Origin of the sequence: Desulfobulbus sp. (assembly GCF_031547805.1) — a bacterium.
Lineage (GTDB): Bacteria > Desulfobacterota > Desulfobulbia > Desulfobulbales > Desulfobulbaceae > Desulfobulbus.
This window is the reverse complement of the sequence record NZ_JAVBRQ010000024.1, coordinates 15757-42727: the sequence shown is the minus strand read 5'-3', so window position 1 is coordinate 42727 and position 26971 is coordinate 15757. Positions and strand designations below refer to the sequence as shown.

At 60.3% G+C, this 26971-nt stretch carries 16 protein-coding genes and 1 pseudogene; 7 read left to right on the top strand and 10 right to left on the bottom strand.

Annotated elements, in window-relative coordinates; translation table 11 throughout:
• The 6 genes and pseudogenes from RMR13_RS15390 to RMR13_RS08875 all read left to right on the top strand — a co-directional run.
• Positions 1-133, top strand: a pseudogene (locus tag RMR13_RS15390) (IS5/IS1182 family transposase); the annotation flags it as partial.
• A gap of 130 nt (positions 134-263) precedes the next feature.
• Positions 264-1958, top strand: a complete 1695-nt coding sequence (locus RMR13_RS08895) for a hydantoinase/oxoprolinase family protein (RefSeq protein WP_310600286.1) — start codon at positions 264-266, stop codon at positions 1956-1958.
• A gap of 42 nt (positions 1959-2000) precedes the next feature.
• The gene (locus RMR13_RS08890) at positions 2001-3311 is read left to right on the top strand and encodes a histone deacetylase (RefSeq protein ID WP_310600285.1); all 1311 of its coding nucleotides are present in this window, start codon (positions 2001-2003) and stop codon (positions 3309-3311) included.
• Between the two features lie 93 nt (positions 3312-3404).
• The gene (locus RMR13_RS08885; RefSeq protein WP_310600284.1) at positions 3405-4964 is read left to right on the top strand and encodes a GGDEF domain-containing protein; all 1560 of its coding nucleotides are present in this window, start codon (positions 3405-3407) and stop codon (positions 4962-4964) included.
• 164 nt (positions 4965-5128) lie between these two features.
• On the top strand, positions 5129-8032 hold the full coding sequence (locus tag RMR13_RS08880; RefSeq protein WP_310600283.1) for a DUF2339 domain-containing protein: 2904 nt from the start codon (positions 5129-5131) through the stop codon (positions 8030-8032).
• Positions 8029-9438, top strand: coding sequence for a DUF3999 family protein (locus RMR13_RS08875; protein WP_310600282.1), 1410 nt, complete (start codon positions 8029-8031; stop codon positions 9436-9438). The genes RMR13_RS08880 and RMR13_RS08875 overlap by 4 nt, the downstream gene beginning before the upstream one ends.
• A gap of 28 nt (positions 9439-9466) precedes the next feature.
• Here RMR13_RS08875 and RMR13_RS08870 read toward each other — a convergent pair whose 3' ends face one another.
• From RMR13_RS08870 to RMR13_RS08860, 3 genes are all read right to left on the bottom strand, one after another.
• Positions 9467-12217, bottom strand: coding sequence for a PAS domain S-box protein (locus tag RMR13_RS08870; protein ID WP_310600281.1), 2751 nt, complete (start codon positions 12215-12217; stop codon positions 9467-9469).
• Between the two features lie 69 nt (positions 12218-12286).
• Entirely contained in the window at positions 12287-14212 is a 1926-nt protein-coding gene (locus RMR13_RS08865; protein WP_310600289.1) for a methyl-accepting chemotaxis protein, read from the bottom strand.
• Between the two features lie 202 nt (positions 14213-14414).
• Positions 14415-17297, bottom strand: a complete 2883-nt coding sequence (locus RMR13_RS08860) for an EAL domain-containing protein (RefSeq protein ID WP_310600280.1) — start codon at positions 17295-17297, stop codon at positions 14415-14417.
• Between the two features lie 1338 nt (positions 17298-18635).
• On the opposite strand from RMR13_RS08860, the gene RMR13_RS08855 reads away from it, so the two are divergent.
• Complete coding sequence (locus RMR13_RS08855; RefSeq protein WP_310600279.1) at positions 18636-19967, top strand: methyl-accepting chemotaxis protein; 1332 nt, start codon at positions 18636-18638, stop codon at positions 19965-19967.
• Between the two features lie 396 nt (positions 19968-20363).
• Here the strand turns inward: RMR13_RS08855 and RMR13_RS08850 are convergent, their stop codons facing one another.
• Genes RMR13_RS08850 through RMR13_RS08820 form a run of 7 tightly spaced genes read right to left on the bottom strand, consistent with a single transcriptional unit; the run spans position 20364 to position 26948 of the window.
• Positions 20364-21227, bottom strand: a complete 864-nt coding sequence (locus tag RMR13_RS08850; protein WP_310600288.1) for a glycerophosphodiester phosphodiesterase family protein — start codon at positions 21225-21227, stop codon at positions 20364-20366.
• Positions 21228-21243: 16 nt separating this feature from the next.
• Positions 21244-21948, bottom strand: coding sequence for a hypothetical protein (locus RMR13_RS08845; protein WP_310600278.1), 705 nt, complete (start codon positions 21946-21948; stop codon positions 21244-21246).
• Positions 21949-21950: 2 nt separating this feature from the next.
• Positions 21951-22847 carry a TPM domain-containing protein gene (locus RMR13_RS08840; RefSeq protein WP_310600277.1) on the bottom strand — a complete coding sequence of 299 codons (897 nt, stop codon included), beginning with the start codon at positions 22845-22847 and terminating at the stop codon, positions 21951-21953.
• Between the two features lie 5 nt (positions 22848-22852).
• On the bottom strand, positions 22853-23446 hold the full coding sequence (locus RMR13_RS08835) for a LemA family protein (protein WP_310600276.1): 594 nt from the start codon (positions 23444-23446) through the stop codon (positions 22853-22855).
• Between the two features lie 36 nt (positions 23447-23482).
• Positions 23483-24115, bottom strand: a complete 633-nt coding sequence (locus RMR13_RS08830) for an HAD family hydrolase (protein ID WP_310600275.1) — start codon at positions 24113-24115, stop codon at positions 23483-23485.
• Complete coding sequence (gene waaF, locus RMR13_RS08825) at positions 24112-25179, bottom strand: lipopolysaccharide heptosyltransferase II (protein ID WP_310600274.1); 1068 nt, start codon at positions 25177-25179, stop codon at positions 24112-24114. The genes RMR13_RS08830 and waaF overlap by 4 nt, the downstream gene beginning before the upstream one ends.
• Positions 25176-26948, bottom strand: coding sequence for a YcaO-like family protein (locus RMR13_RS08820; protein ID WP_310600273.1), 1773 nt, complete (start codon positions 26946-26948; stop codon positions 25176-25178). The genes waaF and RMR13_RS08820 overlap by 4 nt, the downstream gene beginning before the upstream one ends.
• Positions 26949-26971 lie beyond the last annotated feature (23 nt).

Here is a 26971-nt window from a genome sequence, read left to right as displayed (position 1 = left end):
GGCGCATTCATGGTTCAATCGATTTCGCAAATTGATACCACGATACGAGAAGACGGACCTCTCGTACATTGCACTCAACACCTTGGCGGCCGCTATGATTGTCTTGAACAAAATCATGGCTATTTATAGATAAGCACTAAGATTGATACGATTGACGCCTCGATGATTGCATCGCCGTTTCAAGGCGATCGGCCAATCGGTCGACAGGCCGGGGGATTCACCCAACCTGATCGCGGCTTTTTTCATCCAAGCAAGGAGTTGCCATGCGCATAGGAATCGACATCGGCGGCACCCACACCGACGGGGTGCTCATCGACGGCAACCGGCTGGTGGCTGCGGCCAAGGTCCCAACCCATCACGACAACCTGCTGGAATCGATCAGCCGGGTTCTGCAGGCGGTCCTCGCCGGCCAGGATCCGGTCCGGGTGCAGACCCTCAACCTGAGCACCACCCTGACCACCAACGCCATCGTCACCGGCCAAACCGAACCGGTGGGCATGCTGGTGTCGGCCGGGCCGGGCATCGCCCCGACTCACTACCGCATCGGTGACCATTACCACCTCGTGTACGGCAGCCTCGACCATCTGGGCACCGAAACCTCGGCGCTGGACGAACAGGACCTGGAAGAAGCCGTTGCCGCCTGCCGCGACGAAGGGGTGAAATGCTTTGGCGTGGCCTCCAAGTTCTCGCCGCGTAATCCGGCCCATGAAAATCTGATGGTCGAGGCCCTGGCCGGCCACGCGGACTTCATTTCCTGCGGCCATCTGCTTTCCGGCCAGCTCAACTTCGGCCGCCGGATCCATACCCTGTACTACAACTCCGCGGTCTGGCGCACCTTCCGCGCCTTTGCCTCCGCCCTGACCGCCAGCCTCAAGGGGTTCCAACTCCAGGTCGAGGTCAACATCCTCAAGGCCGACGGCGGCACCATGCCGCTGGCCCGAGCCCTGGAAATGCCGGTTCAATCGATTTTCTCCGGTCCCGCGGCCTCGGTCATGGGCATCCTCGCCACCACCCGGACGGAACAGGATCTGATCGTGCTCGACATCGGCGGCACCACCACCGATATCGCCGTCTTTGCCGGTGGCCAGCCATTGCTGGAGCGGGAAGGCATTGCCATCGAGGAACGTCCGACCCTGGTACGCGCCATCCGGGTAGAGTCGATCGGCATCGGCGGCGATTCCCTCATCCAGGTCGCCGAGGGACAGGTCACTGTCGGCCCGCAGCGGATCGGGCCCTGCATGGCGACCGGCGGTCCGGTTCCGAGCCTGATGGACGCATTCAATGTCGCGGGCATGGCCGCTTTCGGCGATGTCGACCGCTCCCGCCAGGGGCTGGCTGCCCTGGCAGCCGAGCATCGACTGGCACCGGAACCGTTGGCCCAGGCCGCGATCGAGGCGGCGCTCGACACCCTGGCCACGAAAATCAAGGCCCTGGTCCGGGAGATCAACACCAAGCCGGTCTACACCATCCACGAAATCCTGACCGATCGCGAGATCGTCCCGGACCGGCTGATCGCCATCGGCGGACCGGCAGCGGTATTCAAGCAGTTGCTGGCCGACCGTCTGGGCCTGGAAGTGAGCGTGCCGCCGCTGTACGAGGTGGCCAACGCCATTGGCGCGGCCCTGACCCGGACCACCAGCCACCTCACCCTGACCGCCGATACCGCCCGCGGCCGCCTGTCCGTGCCGATGCTCGGCATCTTTCGGCCGATCGCCCGGGGATACGGCCTGCAAGAGGCCACCGCCGAAGCCCAAAAGCTGCTGGCCGCCGATCTGGACCAGGCCGGCGTGGGCATGCCGGCCGACGAGATCCAGATCACCCAGGCCGACGCCTTCAACATGGTGGATGGCGGCTACACCAGCGGCAAGAACATCCGAGTCGAGGTCCAGGTGCGGCCGGCCGTGGTCGGGCGGCTGGAAGAAGGCGACGCGGCCATCCGGATCGCCGGCCCGGCCTGAATTCGTCCTTGCCTCGCATTTCCCTAGCACACAGGTCACTCCATGCTGAAAGCCACCACGCCACTTGGCGTTATCTTCTTCCCGGCCTTTGACTGGGCCATCTCGCCCACCCACCCCGAACGGGAGGAACGGCTACTCTACACTCAGGACCAATTCCGGGAAGAAGGCCTGTTCGATATCGAGGGTATCAGCGAGCACCGTCCCTTGCTCGCCACCGATCAGGACATCATGCGCGCCCATTTCTGCTTTCCGTCCGTGGAGGCGGTCTGCACCGAGTCGCACCGCATTTCAGCCGGCGGCGCCATCCAGGCCGCCCGGCTGGTCCTCGAACGCGAAACCCGGTGCGCCTTCGCCCTGGTCCGCCCGCCCGGCCACCACGCCATGAAGGTGGTGCACGGCAACCGGGGTTTTTGCAACATCAACATCGAGGCGGTGATGATCGAGTGGATTCGCGAGCACTACGGCCGCAAGCGGATCGCCATCGTCGACACCGACTGCCACCACGGCGACGGCACCCAGGACGTCTATTGGCACGATCCGGACATACTGTTCATCTCCCTCCACCAGGACGGCCGCACCCTCTATCCCGGCTCCGGCTTTCCCTACGAAAACGGCGGCCCCCGCGCCCTGGGCAAGACCGTCAACCTGCCCCTGCCGCCGCGCACCTCGGACGACGGCTACCTCTATGCCATCGAGCAGGTGGTGCTGCCGATCCTGGCCGATTTCAAGCCGGACCTGATCATCAATTCGGCCGGGCAAGACAACCATTATTCCGACCCGATCACCAACATGCAGTTTTCGGCCCTCGGATACGCCCGGCTCAACGAACTGCTCAAACCGGACATCGCGGTGCTGGAAGGCGGCTATTCGATCAAGGGCGCCCTGCCCTACGTCAACCTGGGCATCTGCCTGGCCATGGCCGGCTGCGACTACTCGAGGATCCGCGAACCGGATTACAACCGCGCCGCCCTGCGCGAATCGCCCGAGATCATGGAAACCATCAAGCAGACCTGCGCCTACGTGCTGGACAGCTACTTCCATCCTCCCATGGGCGATTTCGAAAAACAGGGCGAGTATTTCATCCGCGAACGCAAGATTTATTACGATACCGACGGCATTCTGGAAAAGCAGCGGGAAGAATTGAAAGACTGCGGCCAGTGCCGCGGCCTGCGGCTGATCAAAACCGGTTCCAGCCACCTTCTGCCCTGCCTTGGGGTCGAATTGCCCATCGACTGCTGTCCGGCCTGCGAGCGCGAAGGGCACGAAGCCTTTGCCCGCTCCGGCAAGGAATTCCTGGTCTCCCAGTTGCTCGACCAGAAAAACAAGCAATTCCGCTATCTCGCCAAAAAGTGAAGCACGACGGATCGTGTCGCCCATTGCTGTGTGCCATTTTTCGCTCCATTGGCGACAACGCCATAAACCCGATTGAACGCTGAATTATCCACCATGTCGAAACCCCAGGACGAAGCCCTTCACCACATTCTCACCTCGGCCCAACTGCCGACCCTGCCGACCATGGCGATCCGGCTGTTGGAGCTGACCAGCCAGGAAGACGTCGCCCTGGCCGACATTGTCGACTGTATCGCCCAGGACATGGCGCTTTCCGCCAAGATCCTCAAGGTCGCCAATTCCTCCTTCTATAGCTTCCAGCAACAGATCACCACGGTCGGCCAGGCCGTGACCCTGCTCGGCATCAATGCGGTGCGGAGCCTGGTGCTGAACTTCACCTTTCTCTCCCTCGGCAAACAGGCCGAAAACAGCCTGTTCAACCTCGAGATGTTCTGGGAACGTTCCCTGGTGGGCGCCACCGCGGCCAAAATGCTTGCCACCCATGTCCCCGAGGTCGATCCCGACACCCTGTTCACCATCGGCCTGCTCCAGAACATCGGCCAGTTGATTTTCGCCCTCACCATGCCGGTCCGCTACAACACCGTCCTCGAACAACTGGCGGTCGGCGGTCGGGATGTCGGTGAGGCGGAACTGGAGGAGGAGGTGCTGGCCCTGTCCCACACCGACCTGGGAGCAGAGGTGGCCAAGGCATGGGGCCTGCCGTCCGCCATCATGGCGGCAATCCGCCACCACCATGCCCCTGAGACCTATGCCGGCGGCGATCCGCATGAGCAGAAGATCATCAACATCGTCTTCTTGTCCGATCTGGTCACCAGGATCTTCTACGCCTACGACCCGCAACGGCATTATCAGCGGCTCCAGGACCAGGCCGACCGGCTGTTCGGACTGGACGATCCGGCGCTCAAGAATTTTCTCGCCATCATCCACAGCGAGATCGCCCGCTCGGCCCATTTTCTCGAAGTGCCCATCAACTCGGTGCGGCCGGTTCCGGAAATCATCCAGGAAGCTAACATCCGGCTCAGCATGCTCCAGCACAGCTACGAGGAGATGCACCGGGAATTGATCCGGGCCAAGCAGGAACTGGAGGTCATCCGCAAGCAACTGATCGAGAAAAACCTGCTGTTGGAGCGGCTGGTCAATATCGACGGGCTCACCGAAATCTACAACCACAGATACTTCCAGACCTTTCTCAGCTCGGAAATTAACCGGGCCATGAGCAAGCACGGTTCCCTGTCGATCATCCTGGCCGATATCGATTATTTCAAGCAATTCAACGACGACTACGGCCATCAAACCGGCGATTTCATTCTCAAGGAATTATGCGTGGTGGCCAAGAAGGCCATCCGCCAATACGATCTGATGGCCCGTTACGGTGGCGAGGAGTTTGTTTTCGTCCTGCCGGAAACCTCGCGCGACACGGCCATGATCGTGGCGAACCGTCTCTGCCATGCCATCGCCGATAACGATTTTAACGACGGATATCGGCATTTCCGGGTCACGGTCAGTCTGGGGGTGGCCAGTGCCGCGCCGGTGAGCACCGGATTCGACCAGAACGAATTCATAGCCCAGGCCGATCGAGCCCTGTACAAAGCCAAGCATTTGGGCAGGAACCAAGCGGTGCTGTACCAACTCGTTTCGGATGCCCCTGCTCCATGACCGTCAGGACGGCTCAAGCAGATTGGCCGCTTGCGCCTGCAGGTTGCGGGCGTGGGCTCCGCCACCCGTCGTAACCAAACCGGCTTTTTGGCCGTTTCCTCCGCCTCCGACCAGCGGCAGCCTTTGATCGCCCCTTTCTTCCAAACCGCCTTATGCTTTCAACAATGCGAATTGTATTGATCCTCGCGGCTGTTTTTTTAGTCACCTATGGCATCGGTTTCCCCTACCGCGGCTATGTACCCGGATTGCTGGCCGGCCTGGTGACCTATCTCCTGATCGAGGTGGCTGTCCTGCGCGGCCGAATCGGCAAGTTGGAAGCCTCGATCGCCCAGTCCGCCTTGCGGGAGACGACAAGACGAACACCCCCTGCGCCGCGCCCGGAGATGGCCTGCGACCTGAAAGGAGAAGAAAAGAGGGCGCAGGTAGCCGAGCCCCTGGAAATCCCCGCGCATCTCACCCAACCCACGAGTACGGCGCCGGTGTCGACCAAGGCCGGGACGACCTTGTCGTCCGATACGGCCCGCCAAGCCGCGCAGGACTCCCGCCGGGAAACAAACCGGGCGGGCTTGCCACCGCAGCCGGACGCGACCTATGACCTGGAAGAGATGGAATGGCTCGAACAGACGCTTGATCCGCCGAAACCCCCCGTGCAGCCCATGGTTGCGCCCCAGAGGCCGGCTGCGACCGCTCCCGCCCGTACTGCCGGTGCCGCCCCAGAGCCTCCACCCCAGGCCGCCAGCCCGTTCCCCGAGCTGTTCGCCCAGCTGTGGCGCTGGTTGACCGGCGGCAATCCGATTCTCAAGGCCGGGATCGTGGTACTGTTTTTCGGCGTCGCCTTTCTCCTGAGTTACGCGGCCCAGCGCAACATGTTCCCCATCGAACTGCGGCTGGCCGGCGTGGCCGCCGGCGCCCTTGCCCTGCTACTGCTCGGCTGGCGGCTCCGGCAACGGCATACCCTCTATGGCCTGAGCCTGGAGGGTGCAGGCATCGGCATCCTCTACCTGGTGGTCTTTGCCGCGGCCAAGCTCTACCATCTGCTGCCCCTGCCGCTGGCCCTGGCGGTGATGATCGGCCTGGTCGGCTTGTCCTGCGCCTTGGCCATCCTCCAGGATGCCAGGGGACTGGCCGTGGCCGGTTCGGTGGGCGGTTTTCTCGCCCCGGTGCTGATGTCGTCCGGCGGAGGTAGCCATGTGCTTTTATTTTCGTACTACGCGCTCCTCAACAGCGGCATTCTGGCCATCGCCTGGTACAGGTCCTGGCGGGAGCTGAACCTCACCGGCTTTGTCTTCACCTTCGGCATTGCCGGCCTTTGGGGCGCCTCATCCTATACCCCTGTCCATTTCGCCACCACCGAACCCTTTCTCGTCCTGTTTTTTGCGATGTACTGCCTGATCTCGGTGCTGTTCGCCCATCGCCAGCCCCTGCACCTGCGCGGCTACATCGACGGGCCTCTGGTCTTTGGCCTGCCGGTTGTGGCCGGAGGCTTCCAGGCTGCCCTGGTCGCCGATTTCCGTTATGGTCTCGCGTTCAGTGCCCTGGCACTGGGCGGCTGGTACATCGGCCTGGCGCGGTTGCTGTGGAACCGGGTAGGCCAGGGGATGCGGCTGCTGACCGAGGCCTTTCTCGCTCTGGGCATTGTCTTTGCCAGCCTCGCCATCCCGTTCGGGTTCGATCCCCATTGGACCAGCGCGGCCTGGGCCATCGAGGGTGCGGCCATGGTTTGGGTCGGAATCCGGCAAAACCGCGTCTCGGCCCGGATATTCGGGATGCTGCTCCAGCTCGGGGCGGCAATCTCCTTTGCCACGTCATCGCCGATCGACGCCACGGCCATGCTTTTTGCCAACCGGTTTTTTCTCGGCTGCGGCCTGATCGCTACCGCCGCCCTGCTTTCCGCCGATTGGCTGGAGCAAGACCAGGACAACCGACCCGAGAACGACTGGGAATCCTTCTTGTCCTGGATTCTGCTGGTTTGGGGAGTGATCTGGTGGTACGGGGGCGGTATCGCCGACTTGGCGCGCCATGTGCATGGCCAGGATTTCTTTGCCGGCCTGCTCCTGTTTACCGTGGTCTCCACCGCGGGATTCGCTGCGGTGGCCCATTGGTGCGGACGGCAGCGGCTGGTGTTCGCGCTTCTGCTCCTGTTGCCGTGCATGTTGCTGGTCTGGGGCTTCCAGTTTCTGGACAACGACCACATCCCGCTGTTGAGCGGTGGGAGCTTGCTAGCCTGGCCGCTGGCCATGGTGCTCCAGTATGGCCTGCTCTTTCGCTTTGAGGATGAACTGCCCGAAAAAATTCTTTTCGCCTGGCACCGGCTGACCCTGTGGCTACTGCTTGCCGCCGTGACCCTCGAAATCGCACGGCGCGTCGACCAACTGCCCGGTCTGGCCGGGACCTGGGAACTGGCATGCTGGGGAGCCGTTCCGGCGGTGCTGCTGATCCTGCTCGAATGGCGGGGAGACCGCCTGGCCTGGCCGGTGGAACGCTTTGCCCCAATCTACCACGGCACCGGCACCGACGTGCCGCTGGCGGTTTTGCTGCTATGGACCGTGATCTCCCTGGCCGCCAACGGCAATCCGGCTCCTTTGCCTTATCTGCCTCTGTGCAATCCGCTGGAGCTGGCCGAAGCGGCGGTCCTGTTGCTGGCCGGTTACCGGATCGTCCGTAAGTCTCCGGCTCGGCATGCGCCGGGGCTGCCGCTTTACCTGGTGGTGATCCTGACGTTTTTGTGGCTGAACACGATGGTTGGCCGCAGCATCCATGTTTTTGCCGAGGTGCCCTACCGACCCGGTGCCTTGTTCGCCTCCTCGATCATGCAAGCAGCCCTGGCCGCGCTATGGTCGACGATCGCCCTGGCCCTGACCGTTTGGAGCGCCCGCAACAACCACCGGCAAGTCTGGCTGGCCGGGGCCGGACTGCTTGGCCTGACCGTGGTCAAGCTCTTTTTCGTCGATCTCGCCGGAACCGGCGCCATCGGCCGCATCGTTTCCTTTTTAGTGGTGGGCATGCTGATGATGGCCATCGGCTTCTTCGCCCCTTTGCCCCCGAAAAACGAGGATTCAACGCCATGACCCGCCTCGCGTTCGCCTGCCTATGGCTTGTTGCCCTTGTTGCAGTGGCGTGTCCGACACCGGCCGCCGCCTCGCTCGCCCCCGGCGACTTTGCCTCCGGCTTGGCCCTGCCCGAGGCCGACGGCACCGGCATTCAGGTGTTCGAAGTTCCTTCCGTCGTTTACGAAAAGGCCGTGCGCCCGGACCTGGCTGACGTGCGGGTATTCAACGCTTCCGGCGAAGCGGTGCCCCATGTCATCCGCGCGGTGGCCCAAAGCCGCGAGGAGATTCGCCAGCCCGTTCCGTTTTTCCCCCTGCCCGGTAAACAATCGCAGCAACCCGGCGATCTTTCGCTGCGAGTGGCTCTGCAAGCGGACGGCAAAGTGCTCTCGGTGGATGCCGGCTCCCACGCCCCATCGACTCAGACGAGTTCCTATCTACTCGATGCCACCCGATGGCAGGCGGCCGGTCCTTTCACCGATCCTTTGGCACTCGAACTGCACTGGCGCAGTCCGGCCTCCGGCCTGATGACCGTCTCCCTGATGCACAGCAACGATCTGGTGCATTGGCAGCCTCTGGTCGACCGGGCGGTACTGGCCGACCTCAGCTATCAGGGCAGCCAGGTGCTTGCCCGCCGCATCTCGCTTCCCAACCGGGTGCTGTCGTATATTCGTCTGGATTGCATCGATTGCCGGGAGCCCTTGCTCCTGGATGAGGTCGTTGCCCTGGCCGGACAGCCCGTTACCAACGAGCCCTGGCAATGGACGCGATTGTCGGCCGGACAGATCTCGGCAGACAAAGGCCAACGCTTGATCGCCTATCGCCTGGGGACCAAGGTGGGGGTGAGTGCGGTACAGTTGCGTTTTCCCAAGGCCAATTCCCTGCTCCGGGCCGTGATCGATGCCCGGGAGCAGGATAGCGGGATCTGGCGGCAGATCGTCCGCTCCGACTTTTACCGCCTTGACTTGGAAGGCACGCCGCTGGTCAATCCGGTGGCCACCTTCCCTCCGGTTTCAGCTGCGGAATGGCGCATCCGGGTCGTTGCCGATCATGCCGGCCTGGAAAACAACAATTCCTTGCCGGAGCTCGAACTCGGCTGGCAACGGCAGGAGATCCTTTTCCTCGGTCGCGGCCAGGCCCCGTACCTCCTGGCCTTTGGCAGCGCCAAGGCCGCCGCCGAAACCGTTTCCGGCCAGGACAACTTGGTGCTGGCTGCAGTGCGGGACACCGGCAGCGAATCCCACATCCGCCGGATCAAAACGGGCGCGCCGATCGCTCTCGCCGGCGACCAGGCCCTGCAGCAACCGAAACTTGCCGCTGTTTCCTGGCAGAAAATCGTGCTGTGGCTGGTTTTGGTCGCCGCCGTGGCCCTGCTGGCCGCCATGGCCCGGAAACTCTTAAGGGAACTGCACGCAAAAACCGATTAAACGTTGGTAACGGCCGACGGCGCATCCCTCATGCCGCCAGCGCTTTCCGAATCGCCTTTGCCAGCTCATCGGTGGCAAAAGGCTTTTCCAGAAACCCTGAGCCCTTGTCCAGCGCGTACTGCTGCGTGATCTCATGGGCCGCGTAGCCCGACACATACAGCACCTTGGCAGCCGGACAGATGAGCCGAACCTCCCTGGCCAGCTCGCAGCCGTTCATTTCCGGCATGACGAAATCGGTAATCAGAAGCCGGATCTCCTGGGCATGTCGTCGGGCCATTTGCAAGGCCTGCTTCGGAGAAGCGGCGGTCAGCACGGTATACCCCAGATATTCCAGCATGATTTGGTTGAGTCTCAAAATGGTTTTGTCGTCCTCCACCACCAGAACCGTTTCCTTGTGGCCAGGCCGCCGCGGCTTTTGCTCCGGCTCCACCGTGGCGGCCGCCTGTTCCGGTCGGCCTTCGGCCCGCGGCAGATAGAGACGAAAAGTCGTCCCCTTGCCCGGCTCGCTGTACACATTGATAAAGCCGTTGTTTTGCCTGACGATCCCGTACACGGTGGACAGGCCGAGACCGGTTCCTTCGCCCACGGCCTTGGTGGTGAAGAACGGTTCGAAAATCTTGTCGAGCATGTCCTTTTCCATGCCGCAACCATCGTCGCCGACCACCAGCATCACGAAGTCGCCGGGAAGAAAGCCGGCGTGCTCGCTGCAGTAGACGGCGTTGAAGGTTGCCTGGCCGGTTTCGATGACGATCTTCCCCCCCTGGCCCTTCATGGCGTCGCGGGCATTGACGCACAGGTTCACCAGCACCTGATTCACCTGCGACGGGTCCATGAACACCGGCCACAAATCCTTTCCAGGCAGCCACTGTAGACTGATGTGCTCCCCGATGAGCCGCTGCAGCATTTTCAACATCCCGTCCATGGTCTCGTTCAGGCCGAGTATTTGGGGAGCGATGGCCTGCTTGCGGGCAAAGGTGAGCAACTGCCGGATAATCGCCGCCGAGCGCTTGGCCGCGATAACGATTTCCCTGAGATTGGCACGCACCGAATCCGATGGCGCCGCTTTCCGGGAAGCCAATTCGGCATAGCCGAGGATCACGCTGAGCATATTGTTGAAATCGTGGGCAATACCGCCTGCCAACTGACCCACGGATTCCATTTTCTGCGATTGGTTCAACTGCTCGCGCAGCCGTTCCCGTTCCTCCTGGGCCAGCCTGCGTTCGGTAATGTCGCGCACCACCGCCGACATGCCCTCCGACGCGCCCTCGCTGTCGCCGATAAGGAAGGTGCGCAGTTCGACGGGAAAGATCGTCCCGTCCTTGCGGCGGTATTCCTTTTCGTAGAGGGCCGAGCACCCCTGGTGGACGAGCTGTTTTTTGATATGCTCGTTTTCAAAATCCAGCCACTGCGGCGGGGTGATGTCGACCACGTTCAGACGTTTGAGTTCGTCGATCGAGTAGCCCAGCATGTTGCTGTAGGCCTCGTTGCATTCCCGGATGTAGCCGCCCGAATCAATGACCACGAAGGCATCCATCATGCTGCGAAACAGGGTCCGGTAGCGGCGCTCGCTGGCCAGCAGGGCCTTCTCGACCTTTTTTTGTTCGACAAGACGCCAGATGTCCTCGGCAATCTGCACGATGCTGTCGAGGTCTCCATCCTTGTACGATTCCGGTTTGCCGCCCGCGCCGAGAACCGCCACCACCTTGTTGTTCCGAAGTACCGGTGCCAGAATGTGGCAACCGTCCCCCAACTGCTGCCGGTAAATCTCAGGTACCGGTCCTTGCTCCGGCGCGAATCGATTGCCGACGGTCGGCCGGTCGTAGCGCAGAAAATCCGGCCAGTGTTCCTCGGAATCGCTGATTATTTCAAATTCCGCCTGGGGCACGGCACGCTCCCCAATATTTTTTTGCTGGGAAATAATGCGCCTTATGGCCAGTGTCTTCCGTTCCGAACCCGCACTCTGGAGAAAAACGAACGAACTGGTCGTCAACAACACCGTTTCGTGCAGAGCCTTGAGCAACAGTTCATCCAAACTGTGCGTTTCGGCATATTTTCGCAGATGCAGCCGGGTATCGACCAGCCGCTGGCGCAATTGGGCCTCGGTGCTCCGCAAGTTTTTTTTGGCCGTCCTCTGTTGCGATTGCCAGACAAAGGTAATCAGGCCGCCACCACCCATGGTCAGGATGACGAATGCCAGCATGAGCAAGGCGGCGCGGAAGCGCCAGAGCGAAAAAATTTCGGCGGCATCGTCCTTGACGATCACGACGCAATTGGTACCGGGAACTGGCCGGATGACCGCCAGCGATTCAACGCCGCGGTCGTCCGCCCCCTCGATCATCCCGACCCGGCCGGCAGCGGCCATGGCCGCCAAAGAACCGGACGCGGCCTGGGCTGACGGCTGCGCCTGTTCCTGGCCGTCGCCGCTTTCCCGCCGCATCAGCAACACTTCCATGGTCCGGGTCGGCCTGGTCCAGGAAGTGGAGGTGGAGATGGCAAGCGAATCCATGAAGTCCGCTTCCATCTCGTCGGCATATTCACCCCCGAAACCTTCGGGATCGCCCCCCGGCCGGTAGGCTTGCGCGGCCAGGAAGTGGTCCGTCTGAACATTTTCGGCCAGCAGAATCGCATCGGGCCGGGTGGCGGCCTGCCATTGCGCCAACCGCTTCACCGCGACATGGGCCACGGCGTCCAACTGCCGCCCCGCCCGAACCTTGGCGGCCTGCCGTTCCGCCTGATAGAACCCCCAGCCGCCACCCACTAACGCCACCAGCGCAAACATGATCAACGCCGTCCGCCAGAGGGGAACCGTATCGTGTGTCCACCTCGCCATCATCTATTCGTCGCTCCTCTATATCTTGAATCCTTCGACGATTTCCTTCAAGGTCGCGGCCAGCCGTTGCAAGTCGGCCGAGCTGTTTCGGACAATCTGGCTACCCGTGGATATTTCGCTGGAAGCCGTGTTAACCGTCACAATATCCCTGGTAATCGTCGCCGCCACCGTGGAACTTTGGCTGACGTTTTCGTTGACTTCGCTCATACCCAGCGAAGCCTGGGCGATATTGTTGGCAATTTCCTGGGTAGCCGCGTTCTGTTCGGCCACCGACGATGAGATTATCGCCACGATTTCGTTGATGCTGTGGATAACCTGAGAGATCTGATTGATTTCCTCGACCGTGGTGCCGGTGGTCGACTGCATCTCCCCGATCTGGTTTTTGATATCCAGAGTGGCGGAGGCGGTTTGCTTGGCCAACTCTTTGATTTCGTTGGCAACCACGGCAAACCCTTTGCCGGCATCGCCAGCCCGGGCGGCCTCGATGGTGGCATTGAGCGCCAGCAGATTGGTTTGTTCGGAAATTTCGGTAATGGCCTCGGTGACTTTGCCGATCGCCTGGGCGGCCTTGCCCAACTCCGCCATCTTGGCCGATGTCGAGTTGGCCTGTTCCACGGCCGCCAGGGAGATGGCATGCGCTTTCTGGGCGTTGTTGGCAATTTCGCCGATGGTTGCCGTCATCTCCTCGGCGGCGCTCGCCACCATGGAGGTGTTGGTGGTCGACTGTTCCATGGCAGCGGCCACATTGTTGAGATTGACGGTCATTTCCTCGGCGGCGGCGGCCACGTTATCGGCACGCCGGGAGGTATCCTCGGAGTTGCCGGAAAGATCGCCCGACACCTTGGCCAGATCGTTGGCAGAGGTATCGATGGAGTTGGTGTTTTCGGCAATCCTCTTGACGATACCCTGGAGCTTTTCGATGAACAGGTTGAACCAATGCGCCAGCTCGCCAATCTCATCCTTGGAGTTGACCCGGAGCCGCATGGTCAAGTCCCCTTCCCCCTGGGCAATGTCGGTCAACCCGGCCACCGCTCGCTTCAACGGCACGGTGATGCTGCGGGAGAACAAGAGCACGCTGCCACAAACCAGCAGCACCGCGACCAGGGTGACCATGGCGATGGAATTGCGGATGGAATGGGTCGATGCCAAAAACTCGGCCTCATCCTGGGTCACGGCGATGCTCCAATGCTTGACGGGAACCGAGGCATATCCCGCGATTTTCGGCACGCCCTTGAACACATAATCCTGCGCACCCCGCCCGCCGGCCAGCATTTCCTTGGTAATGGCCTCCATGCCGGCCATGGTTTTGAGATCCAGCTTCATCTCCAAATCCTGATTGGGATGGGCGACGATCAGGCCGTTGCGGTCGCACATGAAGGCGTAGCCGGTGGAGCCCACCTTGACCGTGGAAACGTGGCCAAGCAGCGGCTGAGCCTTGAGCGAAAGGCCGAAAACCCCGAGGAATTGGCCGGAATAGGAAAGAATGGGGGCACAGAGGACATAAATGACGTCACCGGTCACCTTGGAGGGCGCGATGTCGCCAACCACCGCCTTGCCGCTGACCTTCGCTTCCTGAAAATAGCCCATGTCCGCCAAGTTGACCCCTTTGTATTCCTCGCCGCTCGCCAGCTCGCCGGTGTACATGTAGCCCTTGTCGTCGGTGACGAAGATGCCGAGATAGCTGTTGTCCAGCTGCTTGAATTTATCTTTCATCTGCTGCCGCAGGGTTGCGATGTCCGCAGTCGCGCCGTTGACCCCCAATTCCTTCACCTTTTGCCCGATCAGGCGGACATTGGTGTCGACCGCATGGGCGGCAGCGGTTTTTGCCTGGGCGTCGAGCGTGGAGCCGATGGCCATGGCCAATTTTTCCGCCTGGGACGCCGCATTGTCACGGGCGATGTCGGAAAGAGCGGTGGAAGATTTGGAAACCGCCAAGATCCCCACCACCACGAGCGGAATCGCAACCGCTAAGCACCCACCGGCAATCAGTCGAAAACCTATTGATCGAATGTTCATTGTTCCTCCGTGTTCATGTGTGAATCATTACAAACTTCGCCAGTACGAGTCTTCTCTATCTCTTCGTTCCCTTTTGCCCATTCGTCGCGCAGCCCCGAAATCTCGACTGTCGCGTCACGTCCCGGGAAGCTTAACGCAAACGGCCGGCCTCGCGTTTTCCCACGACCGCATTGATGTCGAGGAACGCGATAAAGTCATCGATTGCCAGCGGCTTGCTGTATATAAATCCTTGGATTTGCTCACAGTGGTAGCGCTTGAGCCATTCGACCTGCGCCTCGGTTTCGACGCCTTCTGCCACCACGCTGATGCCCAGATTGTGCGCCATGAGCATGATTGTTTCCACCAACTGGGCATCGCTGGCGTCATCCGGCAGATCGCGAATGAAGGAACGGTCAATCTTCAGAGTTCGAACCGGGAATTGCTTGAGGTAGGAAAGCGAGGAATAACCGGTGCCGAAATCGTCGATGGCGACGGCGATACCAAGCTGTACCAGCCTGTCGAGGGTCGTCATCGTATTCGCCAGGTTGGTCATGATGGTGGTTTCGGTGATTTCCAGTTCAAGCCGCGACCCGGCAATATTGTATTTCGCCAACAGGTTGGCGATCTGCTCCACCAGATTTTCCTGGGTAAATTGCAGGGGTGACAAATTGACCGCGATCGTCAGGTCCGGATAGCCGCGATACTCAAGCGTGCAGAGAACCTGGCAGACATATTCCAAAATCTGTTCCCCCAGCGGCACGATCAGGTTGGTTTCTTCCGCCAGGGAAATGAATTCGCTGAGGTTGACATCACTGTTGTCCTTGTTCAGACACCGCACCAGAGCCTCGGCACCGACGACAGTGTTGGTAACGGGATCGAACTTCGGCTGGAAGAACACGGTGAATTCACTGTCAAACACGGCCTGACGAAGTTGGATTTCCAACTGCTGCCGCATTGAGATGCGTTCGCTCATCTCGGAGGTGAACAGGCAGTAGTTGTTTTTCCCTTTGGCCTTGGCATGATACATGGCGATATCGGCATGTTTGGTCAGGGTGCCGGCATCACCACCATCAGAGGGATAAAAGGCCACGCCGATGCTGGCCGTGATGTAGAGTTCGTTATCGGCCACGCTGAACGGCTCGTCAAAGCAATGCAACAGCCTCTCGACCATCTCGATCAGCAGCGATTCCGTGGTGATCGCCGTTACCAGAATAAGGAACTCGTCTCCGCCTTGACGGGCCACGGTATCCTCCTCCCTCAGTGTCGCCACCAGTCGCTTGGCCACCTGCAGCAGCAGCATGTCGCCGTATTCGTGTCCCAGCGTGTCATTGATGTTCTTGAAATTGTCGAGATCGAGCAAAATGACTGCCAATGGGTTGCCCCGCCGCTTGACATGGGCGATGGAAACCTTGATTCGGTCAAGGGCCAAACAGCGGTTGGGCAGTCCGGTGAGGACATCATGATAGGCCTGATGAACGATTCGCTCCTCTTGATGTTTCAACGCGCTGATATCGTGAAAAAGTCCCACATAATGAGTGAGCGTGCGCTCAGAGTCGTTGATCGCGCTGATACTCAGAGTTTGAGGATAGATCTCGCCGGATTTGCGTCGATTCCAAATCTCTCCGGACCAGCGGCCGTTCTCCTGCAACGCACGCCAGAGGCGCTCGTAAAACTCCCTTCCATGCCGGCCCGATTGCAGCATCCGGCAATTGCAGCCTCGCATCTCGTCAGCGGTATAGCCGGTGATTTCGGTAACGGCGCGATTGACGGCCAGGATATTGCCGGAAGAGTCGGTGATGACGATGCCTTCCAGGGCGGATTCGACTGCTTGCTGATAAATGAGCAGTTGTTGTTCGGCTTGTGCCTGCTCGTTAGATTCGATGTGGGCGATTTGGGGCGACCGGTGGAATAGGTCAACGTAGGCGTTGACGTGCAGCCCCAGGAGACCGATTTCACCGGGAGCCCTTTCGTCGGCGCGGCCCCCGTAGTCGCCTTCGATGGCGCGCTGCATCTGCCCGGCCAGGCGGATAAGTGGGCCGGTAATCATTGAACCGAAAAACAAAACGAGCAATACCGTAACTCCCAGCGCGCCAACAACGATCAGGCCGATGATCTGTCCCAGATTGGCCAGTGGGGCGAAAATTTCATCTTCGTAAATTGTTGACGCGACGATCCATTGCAGGTCGGGGATATAATCGAAGGAGATGATTTTTTGTTTGAGCTCGCCGCCTTCCTTGTCCTGCCATTCATAACCAAACGTCCCTTTTTTCATCATGAGTATGCGATGAAACACCGACTTGACCGAGGTGTTGTCATGCAAAAATACATTGCCCTGCAGCCAAGGGTGCAGAAGCAAATCCCCCTCGGTATTGACCACGAAGGTATAGCCCATCTGGCCGAAATGGTACGATTTCAGCCCTCGACGGAGATCGTTGGTCAAAAAACTCATGTCCCGGCGATCACATGACACCGTAACGATCCAATCCCATGGGGCGAAATACAACATATACAGGGCCTTGGGACGAGCTTGATCATCGTCGGGATTCTGCCACTCGTATTCGAGGTATCCGTTTTTGCTGAACATCTGCTGCTGGATAATTCGATGTTCCGACAGATCGGCATGCCGAAGGGCCGGATTGGAGTGCACAAGCGCGATCCCCTGGCTCGACAACGCATAGACAGAGCCATTGGCGCCAACGGGTTGCCTCAGGAGTAGCTCCTCGCCTCTGAATCGCGCCTCGGCGGCATCCATCTGTCCTGATCGCACCTGCCGATCCAGTCCTTCCAGTTGAGCAATATTTGCTTTGACGAGTGTACGCAGATGATTGTGTACGGCCATATCGACGTTATATTCCACCGCATTCTTGATTGAGGTGGTGGTGATGGTCAGCCGCTCCACAGTGGTGTGTCGCACCTTTTCGTAAACGACGGCATAGATACCCATGCCGGAGACGATCAGGATCACGGCGATAGCCGCGGAAAAAGAAGCAGCCATATGATACTTGATGGAAAGACGCCGGGGCAGGATGGACATAGGCGAACCTCCTACCGCCACCTGGCGAGAATAGAGGCGGCAGTGCCAGCCAACGGTCGGCGGTATTTCGGGCCAAGTGCTCCTAAAGATGAGCAGGCAGCGACAACAGGGGCAATGGACAGCCGCTGTTCGCAAGACGGCCCGCCGTGGTCAACGATAGCAAAATCACCTGTGGACCAGACAGACGCCAACGAACACGCTGAAACAGTTCTCTTGCAGGGAATAACAACAAAGGAGATTGCGCCACAGCCAAGAATTCCACCAAAAACAACATACCTGCCCTCTGCCCCTTCGAATTGCCCCTGCCACTCTTTTTTCATGTCCCTCTCCCACTTGAACTTCCCTGCCCTGTACTGCTGGAGCAGAATCGACCTCTTCTAGCTAGTAAAAAGTATATAGCCACGCCGGAAAAAAGATAATAAAAATTACTCATTCATAAAAATACCGATATACACCGAGATAAATATAAAAATTACAGCAAATTACAGTATGGAAAAATTGAGAAAAAGAGGAGGTTGAACCATTTTTTTCCTCAAAACATCTTGGCCAACGAAAGAGAAAACTGCAGCGCGTCACCGGAGCAGTTTTCGACACCTCGCCATCTCGTTTTACAACCCATCCATTCGGACGTGGCTTTGCCACCATCACGCTACCGCCACCATTGTTCCGTTCACTTCTGGCTGACCGCATCGATGTTTTACGCAGAAAAGAGATACCCAAAAGGCCTAGGTCCTCTTTCACCCCGCCCCTTGCATGCAATAGAAAAGGAGTTAGGCGGACGGCTCCCAGAATCTTTCTCGTTGCCCAGTTCTTCGGTTCGCCTGTCTCATCATTGCCGTGAACACTCATTTGTAACAGTAACGCCGACCAACAGATCAATATGCTGAATTCATTGAAAATAAAATTTCATTCTCCCGCTTGACATAATTACTTTTTTGTAGTTTAAGTAGTTATTTTTAACTATTGAAAAATAAAAATCGTCCAGTCCTCCTCAGCGGCCATCGACCTTGCGGTAATAAAAACGCTTGAGCAGCACAGGCTCAAAAAACACCATGCGTCTCAAGGCCGAACATGCTCCCTCAGTTTCACAGGGTTGCCCTCAATCAACATGCAATTTGACCACGACGTGCGGCTGAACGCCGAATCGATTGACCGACAGCTCTTCGACAGCGCGGCGGAAGAGATCTTCCCGACCACCCCTGCTGATGATCGTCGGATTCCGCCCTCAATCGACAGTTATTTCATTCTGATTTTCAATCACTTGCAGAGGATAGACATATGTTGAGCATGCTACGCTTGGTCGGGAAAAAAAGTCTGGCCACAGGCACCCCAGCCGTTATGCACGATCTTGCCGACCAACGAAATCTGGGCCGGTTCTCCAGCCAGCCGACGGCCGCGCTCAAGCGGGTGTTCACCCGGTTGAATGCCTTGATGCTCGATCGCAGGAGCAGTATCGAAACAGCCGCCATGGCACCGGTCGCCCATACCATCGCCGATCAGGCCGCGCAGTGTTCGGAGGATCTCTTCGCCGGTGTCGACCGAAATCAGCGTACCCGCCGTTACCTGGCCGGTGGTCACTCCGTCTCGTCAGGAAGCGCCGGCCATGCCTGTCATCATTCTGCCACAGTTATTGACGAAATCGGCCGGAGCGGTGTGCTCACCGACCACGCTCTGCAGCGGATGCACGCCATGGAACAGGACATCGACCGGTTGACCGGGACCATGGCCCAGCTGGACCATCAGTCGCGGACCATTGATTCGATCATCGAAAACATTTCCGACATTGCCGTTCATACCGGCCTGCTCTCCCTCAATGCATCCATCGAGTCGGCAAGGGCTGGAGCACAGGGTGCCGGTTTCGGGATCATCGCCCAGGAAATCCGTCACCTCTCCCGGGAAACCTCCATGGAGGCCATGGAAGTCAAGGATTCGCTCCTGGAGGTCAGCGAGTTGATCCGGGAAACCATCGATGCGGTGGAACAGGTGCAGGAAGGAGTCGCATTGGGTGTGCAGGGCAGCCACGAGGCTTCTGCTCTACGGCAGGTTGACCATCAGAATCACCAGCAATTCCACGCTCAACTGGAATCGGTGATCAACTCGGTGGGCAATCAATTGCAGGCGGTGGGTCGGCTTGCCGACGATCTGACCAAGCTCGCCAATATCGGCAAGGATGGAAAGAGCGACCGCAACGACCTGGCGGAGCTGGCGGAAAACATCAAAACCCTGACCGAGCAACAGCTGTTGGCCACGGGCCTGTTCATTCTGCCCCAGTATCGCCAGGTCGAGGAGGCGGTGACCACGGTGGCCAAGGATCCGGATCTGTTCGCGCCCACCGGTCGCACCGACAAGGCCCTGCAGCAGCATCTGCAGCGGCTGCCCTACTTCGAGCTGATGTATGTAACCGATACCGAGGGTGTGCAGATCTCGAGCAGCATTCATCGCCAGGGCATGGCCACGGTGTGCAATCCGGCATCTAAAGGCAGGGACTGGAGCCACAAGGAGTGGTTCCGCAACGTTCGGGACAAGCAAAGATCCTACATTTCCGACATGTACAAATCGGAAGCCACCGACACCTTCTGCCTCACCATCTCGGTTCCGGTGTACTGCAACGGCGACTGGGCCGGCGTTCTGGGCGCGGATATCAGCTTCGCGGACCTGTTCGCCATCTAGCTTCATTCCGTTCTCTTTTTCCGACAAGGCTGCGCCATGGCGCGGCCTTTTTCATTTCTGAGCGCCACTCAAATTCAGCCGATTTCATCCTGGACGGTATTCAGCTGAAATTTCTTGAGATTTCTCCCCACTGCGTTCGTCGAAACGATAAACTGAGGACGTCGAAACAAGGATAACGCTGGCCGCATTGTCTCTCGAACGCAGAGAGAGATCTTGTTTGATCAATCGGCTTTTCGGAGCGTGAAGAACACCGCCACGACCGGCGAAGGTGCCTGGCTGAAGTTCGATGGGAATCAGTTTTTCATTTGTCCTGTCGTCTGGGAAACGCATTCCCAACGGCAAGCAACCGAAAACGATTTGGGGCGCGGATTGAGCGGGCGGCCTGTCTTTCCCCGCCTACTCCAAATGGGAAGCGGCTTGTTTTTCCGGCAGGAAATCGGTGAAGATGCCGGTTACGCCCACTCCGAACAGCTGCCGCTGCCGGACCGGATCGTTGACCGTGAAGACATTGACATGGATTCCGGCCGATCTTGCGGCCCGGAGAATGGCAGTATCGACAAGCGTATCCGCAAGGTGGTAGGCACAGGCCCCCAAAGCACGGAGATAGCCGATCGGGTCGGGTGGATATTCCTCCTCCTGCAGGACGGCAAGAGCGATTGTCGGCGCAAGGCTGCGGCAGAGGCGGAGCATGGGGTGGTTGAAGGAAGAAAGGAGGACAAGGGCATCGGCCCGCGCAGCGGCCACCTCGCGGACCACCGTAATCGCCAGCCGCTCGTTGGCCAGGGGCTGCTCCATGTCCTTCAGTTCGATGTTCAGCGGCATCCGGTGCGAGACGGCCCATGCCAGGATTTCCCGCAAGGTGGGTATCCGCTGGGGCAGGGAGGCGAGCACCTGTCCACGGTCGGCGATGCCGCTGGCAAGGGTGCCAAAAGGGTCGTGCCGCAGAAACCACGACCCCGCATCAAGCCGGCGCAATTGGTCGAGCCGCCAATCGACGACGGCCAGACCGATCAGTCCCAATTCGGCGGCCACCAGGTCGGCGTCGGTGGTTCTGGTCAGCACATGATCGTGGTAGACCACGGCCACCCCGTCCTTGCTGAGCCGGACATCGAGCTCGATCATGCCGCAGCGGCCCAGGCTGTCCGCAAACGCGGCCGGGGTGTTTTCCGGAAAGCAGGCACGGTGGCCGCGATGGGCCACCAGAAGCGGGCCTGGGGCGAATCGATCGAAAAAACAGGAAAGCCGCTGGTCTTGTCCCATCACCGATGGCTACCGTTCAGGCCGAGGGCGGCTCTTCCGCCGGCGGGGCGCAATGGGCCAGGACGCCATCCTCATCGGCAATCAGCAGATTGTCCAATTCGTTGCGGTCATCGGTCGCGGGCGGGAAATGGATGTGGAGCATGACGCCGACTTTTTCGATGGTCGCACACAGGGTTTCGCCGGCACGGCCTTCCTTGATTCCGGTCACCAAGGTGTCGATCAGTCCTTGCCAGACATGCGGGCCGATCCGCTCGTTGATCCCCCGGTCGCCCAAAATCCAGACCCGGCGCTCCAAGACAGAGATATAGATCAGCACCCCGGTCGCATCCTTGGTGGCATGCAACCCTTCCCCGTAGAAACGGTTCAAGGCGGCCCGCTTCACCTCCTCCTCGGCCCGCCGCTCGCCGATAAACAATCGCAGCAGGCATGGCAGGCGCAGCAGCAGCCGGGCCAAGGGAAAAAGCAGCAGCAGAAAGGTGAGAAAGAGCCAGAGCAGCTGATCGTGCCACCACAACAGGGAACCGGTGGCCAGAGCGGCGATCAGGGCCGTCGGCACCGACAGCCAGGCCGCGCCGGTCAAAGCCGCCTCGGGGTAGGAATGGCTGGCCGAAACCACCATAGGCACGATCTCGCCGGTGGTGCACCGCTCCATATCCGCGACCATCCCGGCAACGCGCTGCTGCTCGTCTTTGCTCAGAAACCGTTGAGCCAACATCCGCATGGTCACCATCCTCCCGAAGCGCCTCCCCCGCCAAAACCGCCGCCACCACCACTGAAAGAACCGCCGCCACCGAAGGAGCCACCTCCGAAACCGCCACCACCGCCTATGAATCCGCCCGGATAGGAGCCACGCCTTCCGCCTCCTGCGGTCAGCAGGCTGGCCAGCAGGGCGCCCAGCATTCCGAGCGGCACCAGCGCCAGCAGGATCAGCCAGCCGAAGAGCCCGGCAAACAAGGTTGCCGCCAGGGCGGGCGCAAACACCCCGCCCAGGCCGATTGCCAGCGGCTTGACCCGGCGAAAAAGCTTGCCGATCAGGATCAAGCCGAACATCAGCACGATGAAATAAGGCCCATAGTCCTGGTCGCGGCGCTGCCGCTCCAGACCGCCCTTGCCCGCGTATTCGCCCTTGACGGCGGCCACCATGGCCGATACCCCGTCGATCACGCCCTGATCAAAGGCACCCCGCTTGAAGGCGGGTACGATTTTCTCCCGGATGATCCGCCCGGCCACCAAATCGGTCAACTTGCCTTCCAGGCCATAGCCCGCCTCGATGCGGATCTTGCGGTCGGCCACGGCCACCAGGAGCAAAGCGCCGTTATCCAAGCCCTTTTGGCCTATTTTCCAGGTCTCGGCCACCTTGAGCGAGTACTGCTCCAGCGACTCTCCTTCCAGGCTGGGGACGGTCAGCACCACGATCTGGGTCGACTCGCTACGCGCCAGTTCCGCCAGCGACCGGTCGAGCAGATCGATCGTTGCCCTGGAAAGCACATGGGCGGTGTCGTTGACCCTGCCGGTCAGCGGCGGAACTTCAAGGGCCCAGGCCGGAACGGTCAAGCCGTCCAGCAACAGCACGAGCAGCCAAAGGGCCAAAAACGGACCATGCAAACGAAAGGCGGCCATTTCGTTCACTTGGTCCGAAAGTCGACCTTGGGCACTTCGCGCGCCTCTTGGGTGGCCTTGAAATACTCCTTGCGCTCCAAATGGAGCAGCAGGCTGTTGGTCAGGCTCTCGGGAAAGGCCCGGATGGAGCTGTTGAAGGTCTCGACCGCCTGATTGTAGCGCTGGCGAGCCACGTTGATCCGGTTCTCCGTGCCTTCGAGCTGGTTCTGCAAATCAAGGAAATTCTGGTTGGCCTTGAGGTCCGGATACCGTTCCGCCACCACCATCAGCCGGGACAGGGCAGAGCCCAGCTCGCCCTGGGTCTGCTGCAGTTGCTGCATGGCCGTGGCGTTGCCCAGATCGTTGGTGGACAGATGCACGGCCGTGGCCTTGGCGCGGGCATTGATCACCGCCTCCAGGGTTTCCTTTTCATGGCCGGCATACCCCTTGACAGTTTCCACCAGATTGGGAATCAGATCGGCGCGCCGCTGCAGGTTGGCCTCGATATCGCCCCAGGCCTTGAACACCGCCTCCTCCTTGCCCTGCAAGGAGTTGTAGCCGCACCCGGATACCAGCAGCAGCACGATGAGGGCCGTCAGTTGTCGCAGTCGCGTTTTCATGTCGTCTCCTTGAACAAAATCAAAAGGTTGTCCGGTTCATTGGGCCAATGCTTCGCGCCGTCGCTCTTGCTCGAGAATCCATTGCACCGCCGCGACGAGATCCTCGGACACATGGGCGGGCTGCACCGCCTGGTTCGGGCCGATGTAGCACAGATCGCCCCGGCCGTAGCCGGTCAACACCAGCAACGAGGTTGCCCCGGCCGCGGCACCGCAGCGCAAGTCCGACCAACGGTCGCCAACCATGTAGGAACGGGCGAGATCAAGCCCCATGTCGCGGGCCGCCTGTTCGAGCAGCCCGGTCTTGGGTTTGCGGCAAGAACAGGCTTGGCGGTAGCGCTCTTCCTTGGCCTCGGGGTGGTGCGGGCACACGTACAAGCCGTCGATCCGGGCGCTGTCCAGGGCAAGGAGCCGGACCATCTCGGCGTGGACCGCGTCGAGCAAGGCGGCGGGAAAATAGCCCCGGGCTAGCCCGGACTGGTTGGTCACCACCACCACCGGCAGGCCGTGCCGATTGAGGAGCCGGATGGCCTCGCCGACCTTGGGCAGCAGGTGAAAGCGGCTTAAATGGTTGATGTATCCCATCTGCTCGTTGATGGTACCGTCCCGGTCGAGAAAAACCGCAGGCCGCAGCGGGGCACGTTCGTTTTGTTCCTGGCCGTGACCGCTCATCGCGTCTCCTTAAGAATGCGCAGGACGGCCTGCCCGACCTCGTCGCTGTCGATCAGTTTCATGCAGCGGAAATGCTTTTCCGGGCAATGGCTTTTTTTACAGGGACTGCAGGGCAGCGGCTTGCGGATGATCACCGCGTTATCCGAAAAGGGACCGGTGGCGACATGGTCGGTGGAACCGAAAATGGCCACCAGCGGCGTGTGCAGGGCCGCGGCCACGTGCATCAAACCGGAATCGTTGGTGACAAAGACATCGCATTCCCCGATCAGGGCCATGGCTTCGATCAGGCTGGTGGCACCGGTGAGGTCGATCATCCGCGAAGCAGCCTCGGGCCCGGCAAAGTTTTTGACGGCCACGGCGGTATCACGGTCGGCCATGCTGCCGAAAAGCAGAATGCGGCAGTCGGTATGGCGGCACAGCATGCGGGCCAGTTCGGCGAATTTGTCCGTGGGCCAGCGCTTGGCCGGGCCAAAGGCGGCACCGGGATTGAAGCCGATCACCGGCGCATCGTCCGGATGGGGGCCGATCAGTTCGCCGAGCCGGCGCTTGGCCGCATCGACCTGATCGCCGGGGATGAACAGTTCCAGCTCGTTGATTGCGGTTTTAAGCCCCAGCCCGCGCATGATCCGCTGGTAATAATTAACCTCATGTTTTTTGTTCAACTCGTTGATTTTTTGGACCCCATGGGTCAGGAGCAAGCCCCGGCCATCGGTGGTATAGCCGCCCCGCACCGGAATGCCGGCCAGCACCGCGAGCAGAGCCGCCTCAAAGGCGTTCTGCAGCAGGATGGCGCAGTCGAATTGCTCCTGGCGCAGTTCGCCGGCCAGCCGCCACATCCCGGCCAGCCCCTTGTGGCGCCCTTTTTTCTCATACATGATCAGCCGGTCCACCCGGGGGCTGTAGCGGAACACATCGCTCACCCAGGGGTGCACCAGCAGCACGATTTCACTCTCGGGAAAATTCTCCCGGATGGTGCGGACCGCCGGCGTGGTCATGACCGCATCGCCGATCCAATTGGTCGACCGAACCAGAATTTTCTGCGGATGCTGCGGCCAGGGTTTCACGGCATCCTGCCTCCGGCATCCGTTCCCCTTTCGGCCAGCAGCCCGGCCAGCCGCTCGACCGCAAACCCGATGGCCGCATCCTGGGACAGGGCGATTTCATAGTTGGCGATGGCCGCTTCTCGTTCGCCCAGCCGTTCCAGATTGAGCGCCAGGTTGGCATAGTCGATGGCCGAGACCGGATTGAGTTCCACTGCCCGGCGGAAATGCCCGACCGCCTCGCCGTGGCGGCCGATCTTGTAGCAACAAACCCCCAGGGTGTTGTAGATGTCCGGCCGCTCCTCGTCGTATTCCAATCCCTGAGTAAGCACTTCGATCGCCTCTTCGTACCGGGCCAGGTCGCGCAGGCACGAGCCTTGGTAGGAACACAGGTAGGGCAGGTCTTCCGTTGCCGGTTCCAGGGTGAGGGCCTGGCCGAAGCAGGTCAAGGCCTCGTCGGCCCTTCCCTGTTCGTAGAGATGGCGCCCCCGGTAGAAGTGCAGGTAGTAGGCACCGGGAAGCACCCGTTGCATATCGGCCAGCTTGGCGTCCAGCGCCTCGCCCGCCAACAGGTCGGCCGCCAGTTTGGCCGCGAACAGGGCGGCGTTGCCGCCCATGGCCCGTTCGCGGAAATGGGCGCCCGGAATGATGGTGTAGACTGCCGGGATGCCCAATTCCGGATGGGTGGTGTCGATCACCAGCACTTCCAGTTCTTGCCGTTTGAGCGCGGCCACGCAGTTGTTCACCTCTTGGAAGATGTCCGTGGCTTGCAGGTCGGCCATCTCATCCAGGCGAACGGTGCGGTCGCCGTGAATCACGTAGTCGACCTCGTCCAGGCTGAGCGGCTTGGGCAGGCCGCTGGCTACATAGTTGGAGCCGCTGTTGAAATCGCCGGCCAGCTGCGCCACCTCGGTGAGGGCGCGAATCAGGGCCTTGGTGGCGTCGGGGGTGGTGCCGGCGGTGTAGACGATCTCGCTCAATTGGGGAAAGGTGGACGGGTCCCAGGCCAGAGCGCCGACGGTGGGGATGCCGGTATCGAGCGAAAAATCGCGCAGGTGAACCTCGATGCCATTGTGATTGAACTTGGCCAGTAACGTCTTGGCCACCGGATCGACGATCGAGGCGGGATCGATGGCCGGGGTGACGATCCGGTCGCGGGTAATCAGGGCGCAGACATGGCGTTCCACCACCTCGCTGATGCCCTGGAGCACCGCCTCTTCATAGGTGTTGCCCGCGGACGGCCCGTTGAATTCGTTGATAGCGTAAAACCAGGAAAACGGCACCAACAGCGGGGTTTGGTCGCCCAGGCGCAGCGCCCATGTCCAGCGCAACGGCAGGCCGGCCAGCAGTTGTCGCAGCAACGCGGGCGGCAGGGCGGTGTCATGGACCGATTGCAACAGGGCCTCGATCGGCAGGACCGGGTATCCCGAAGCTTCCATGGCGGCATAGTCGCCGTAGAGAAAGTTGTCTTCGTCGCGGAGGAAGCTGAAAAAACTGAACCGTTCCCCTAGTTCCATGCAGGCGCTGGCCCGCGACTGCTCCGGGGTCGACCCCTTGCCCATCTGCTTCTTGTTGCCGATGATCCGCAGTGCATCCTCGCCGCACATCGAAAAATAAACCGGGATGTCGAGGCGGCCGTTGTCGATGCGGCGGATTTCCTTGAGCACGTCCAGGCGGGTGGCGCGCAGCCGCTCCTGGAAACGGGCCACGGTTTCCTCGGGCGTGCAGGCCTTGTCCTGGTCGTAGGTATAGTGTTTCGGGCAAGGCCCCAACGTGACGATTTTTTTCTTCATAGTTCCTGTTTCATGCCGGTCGA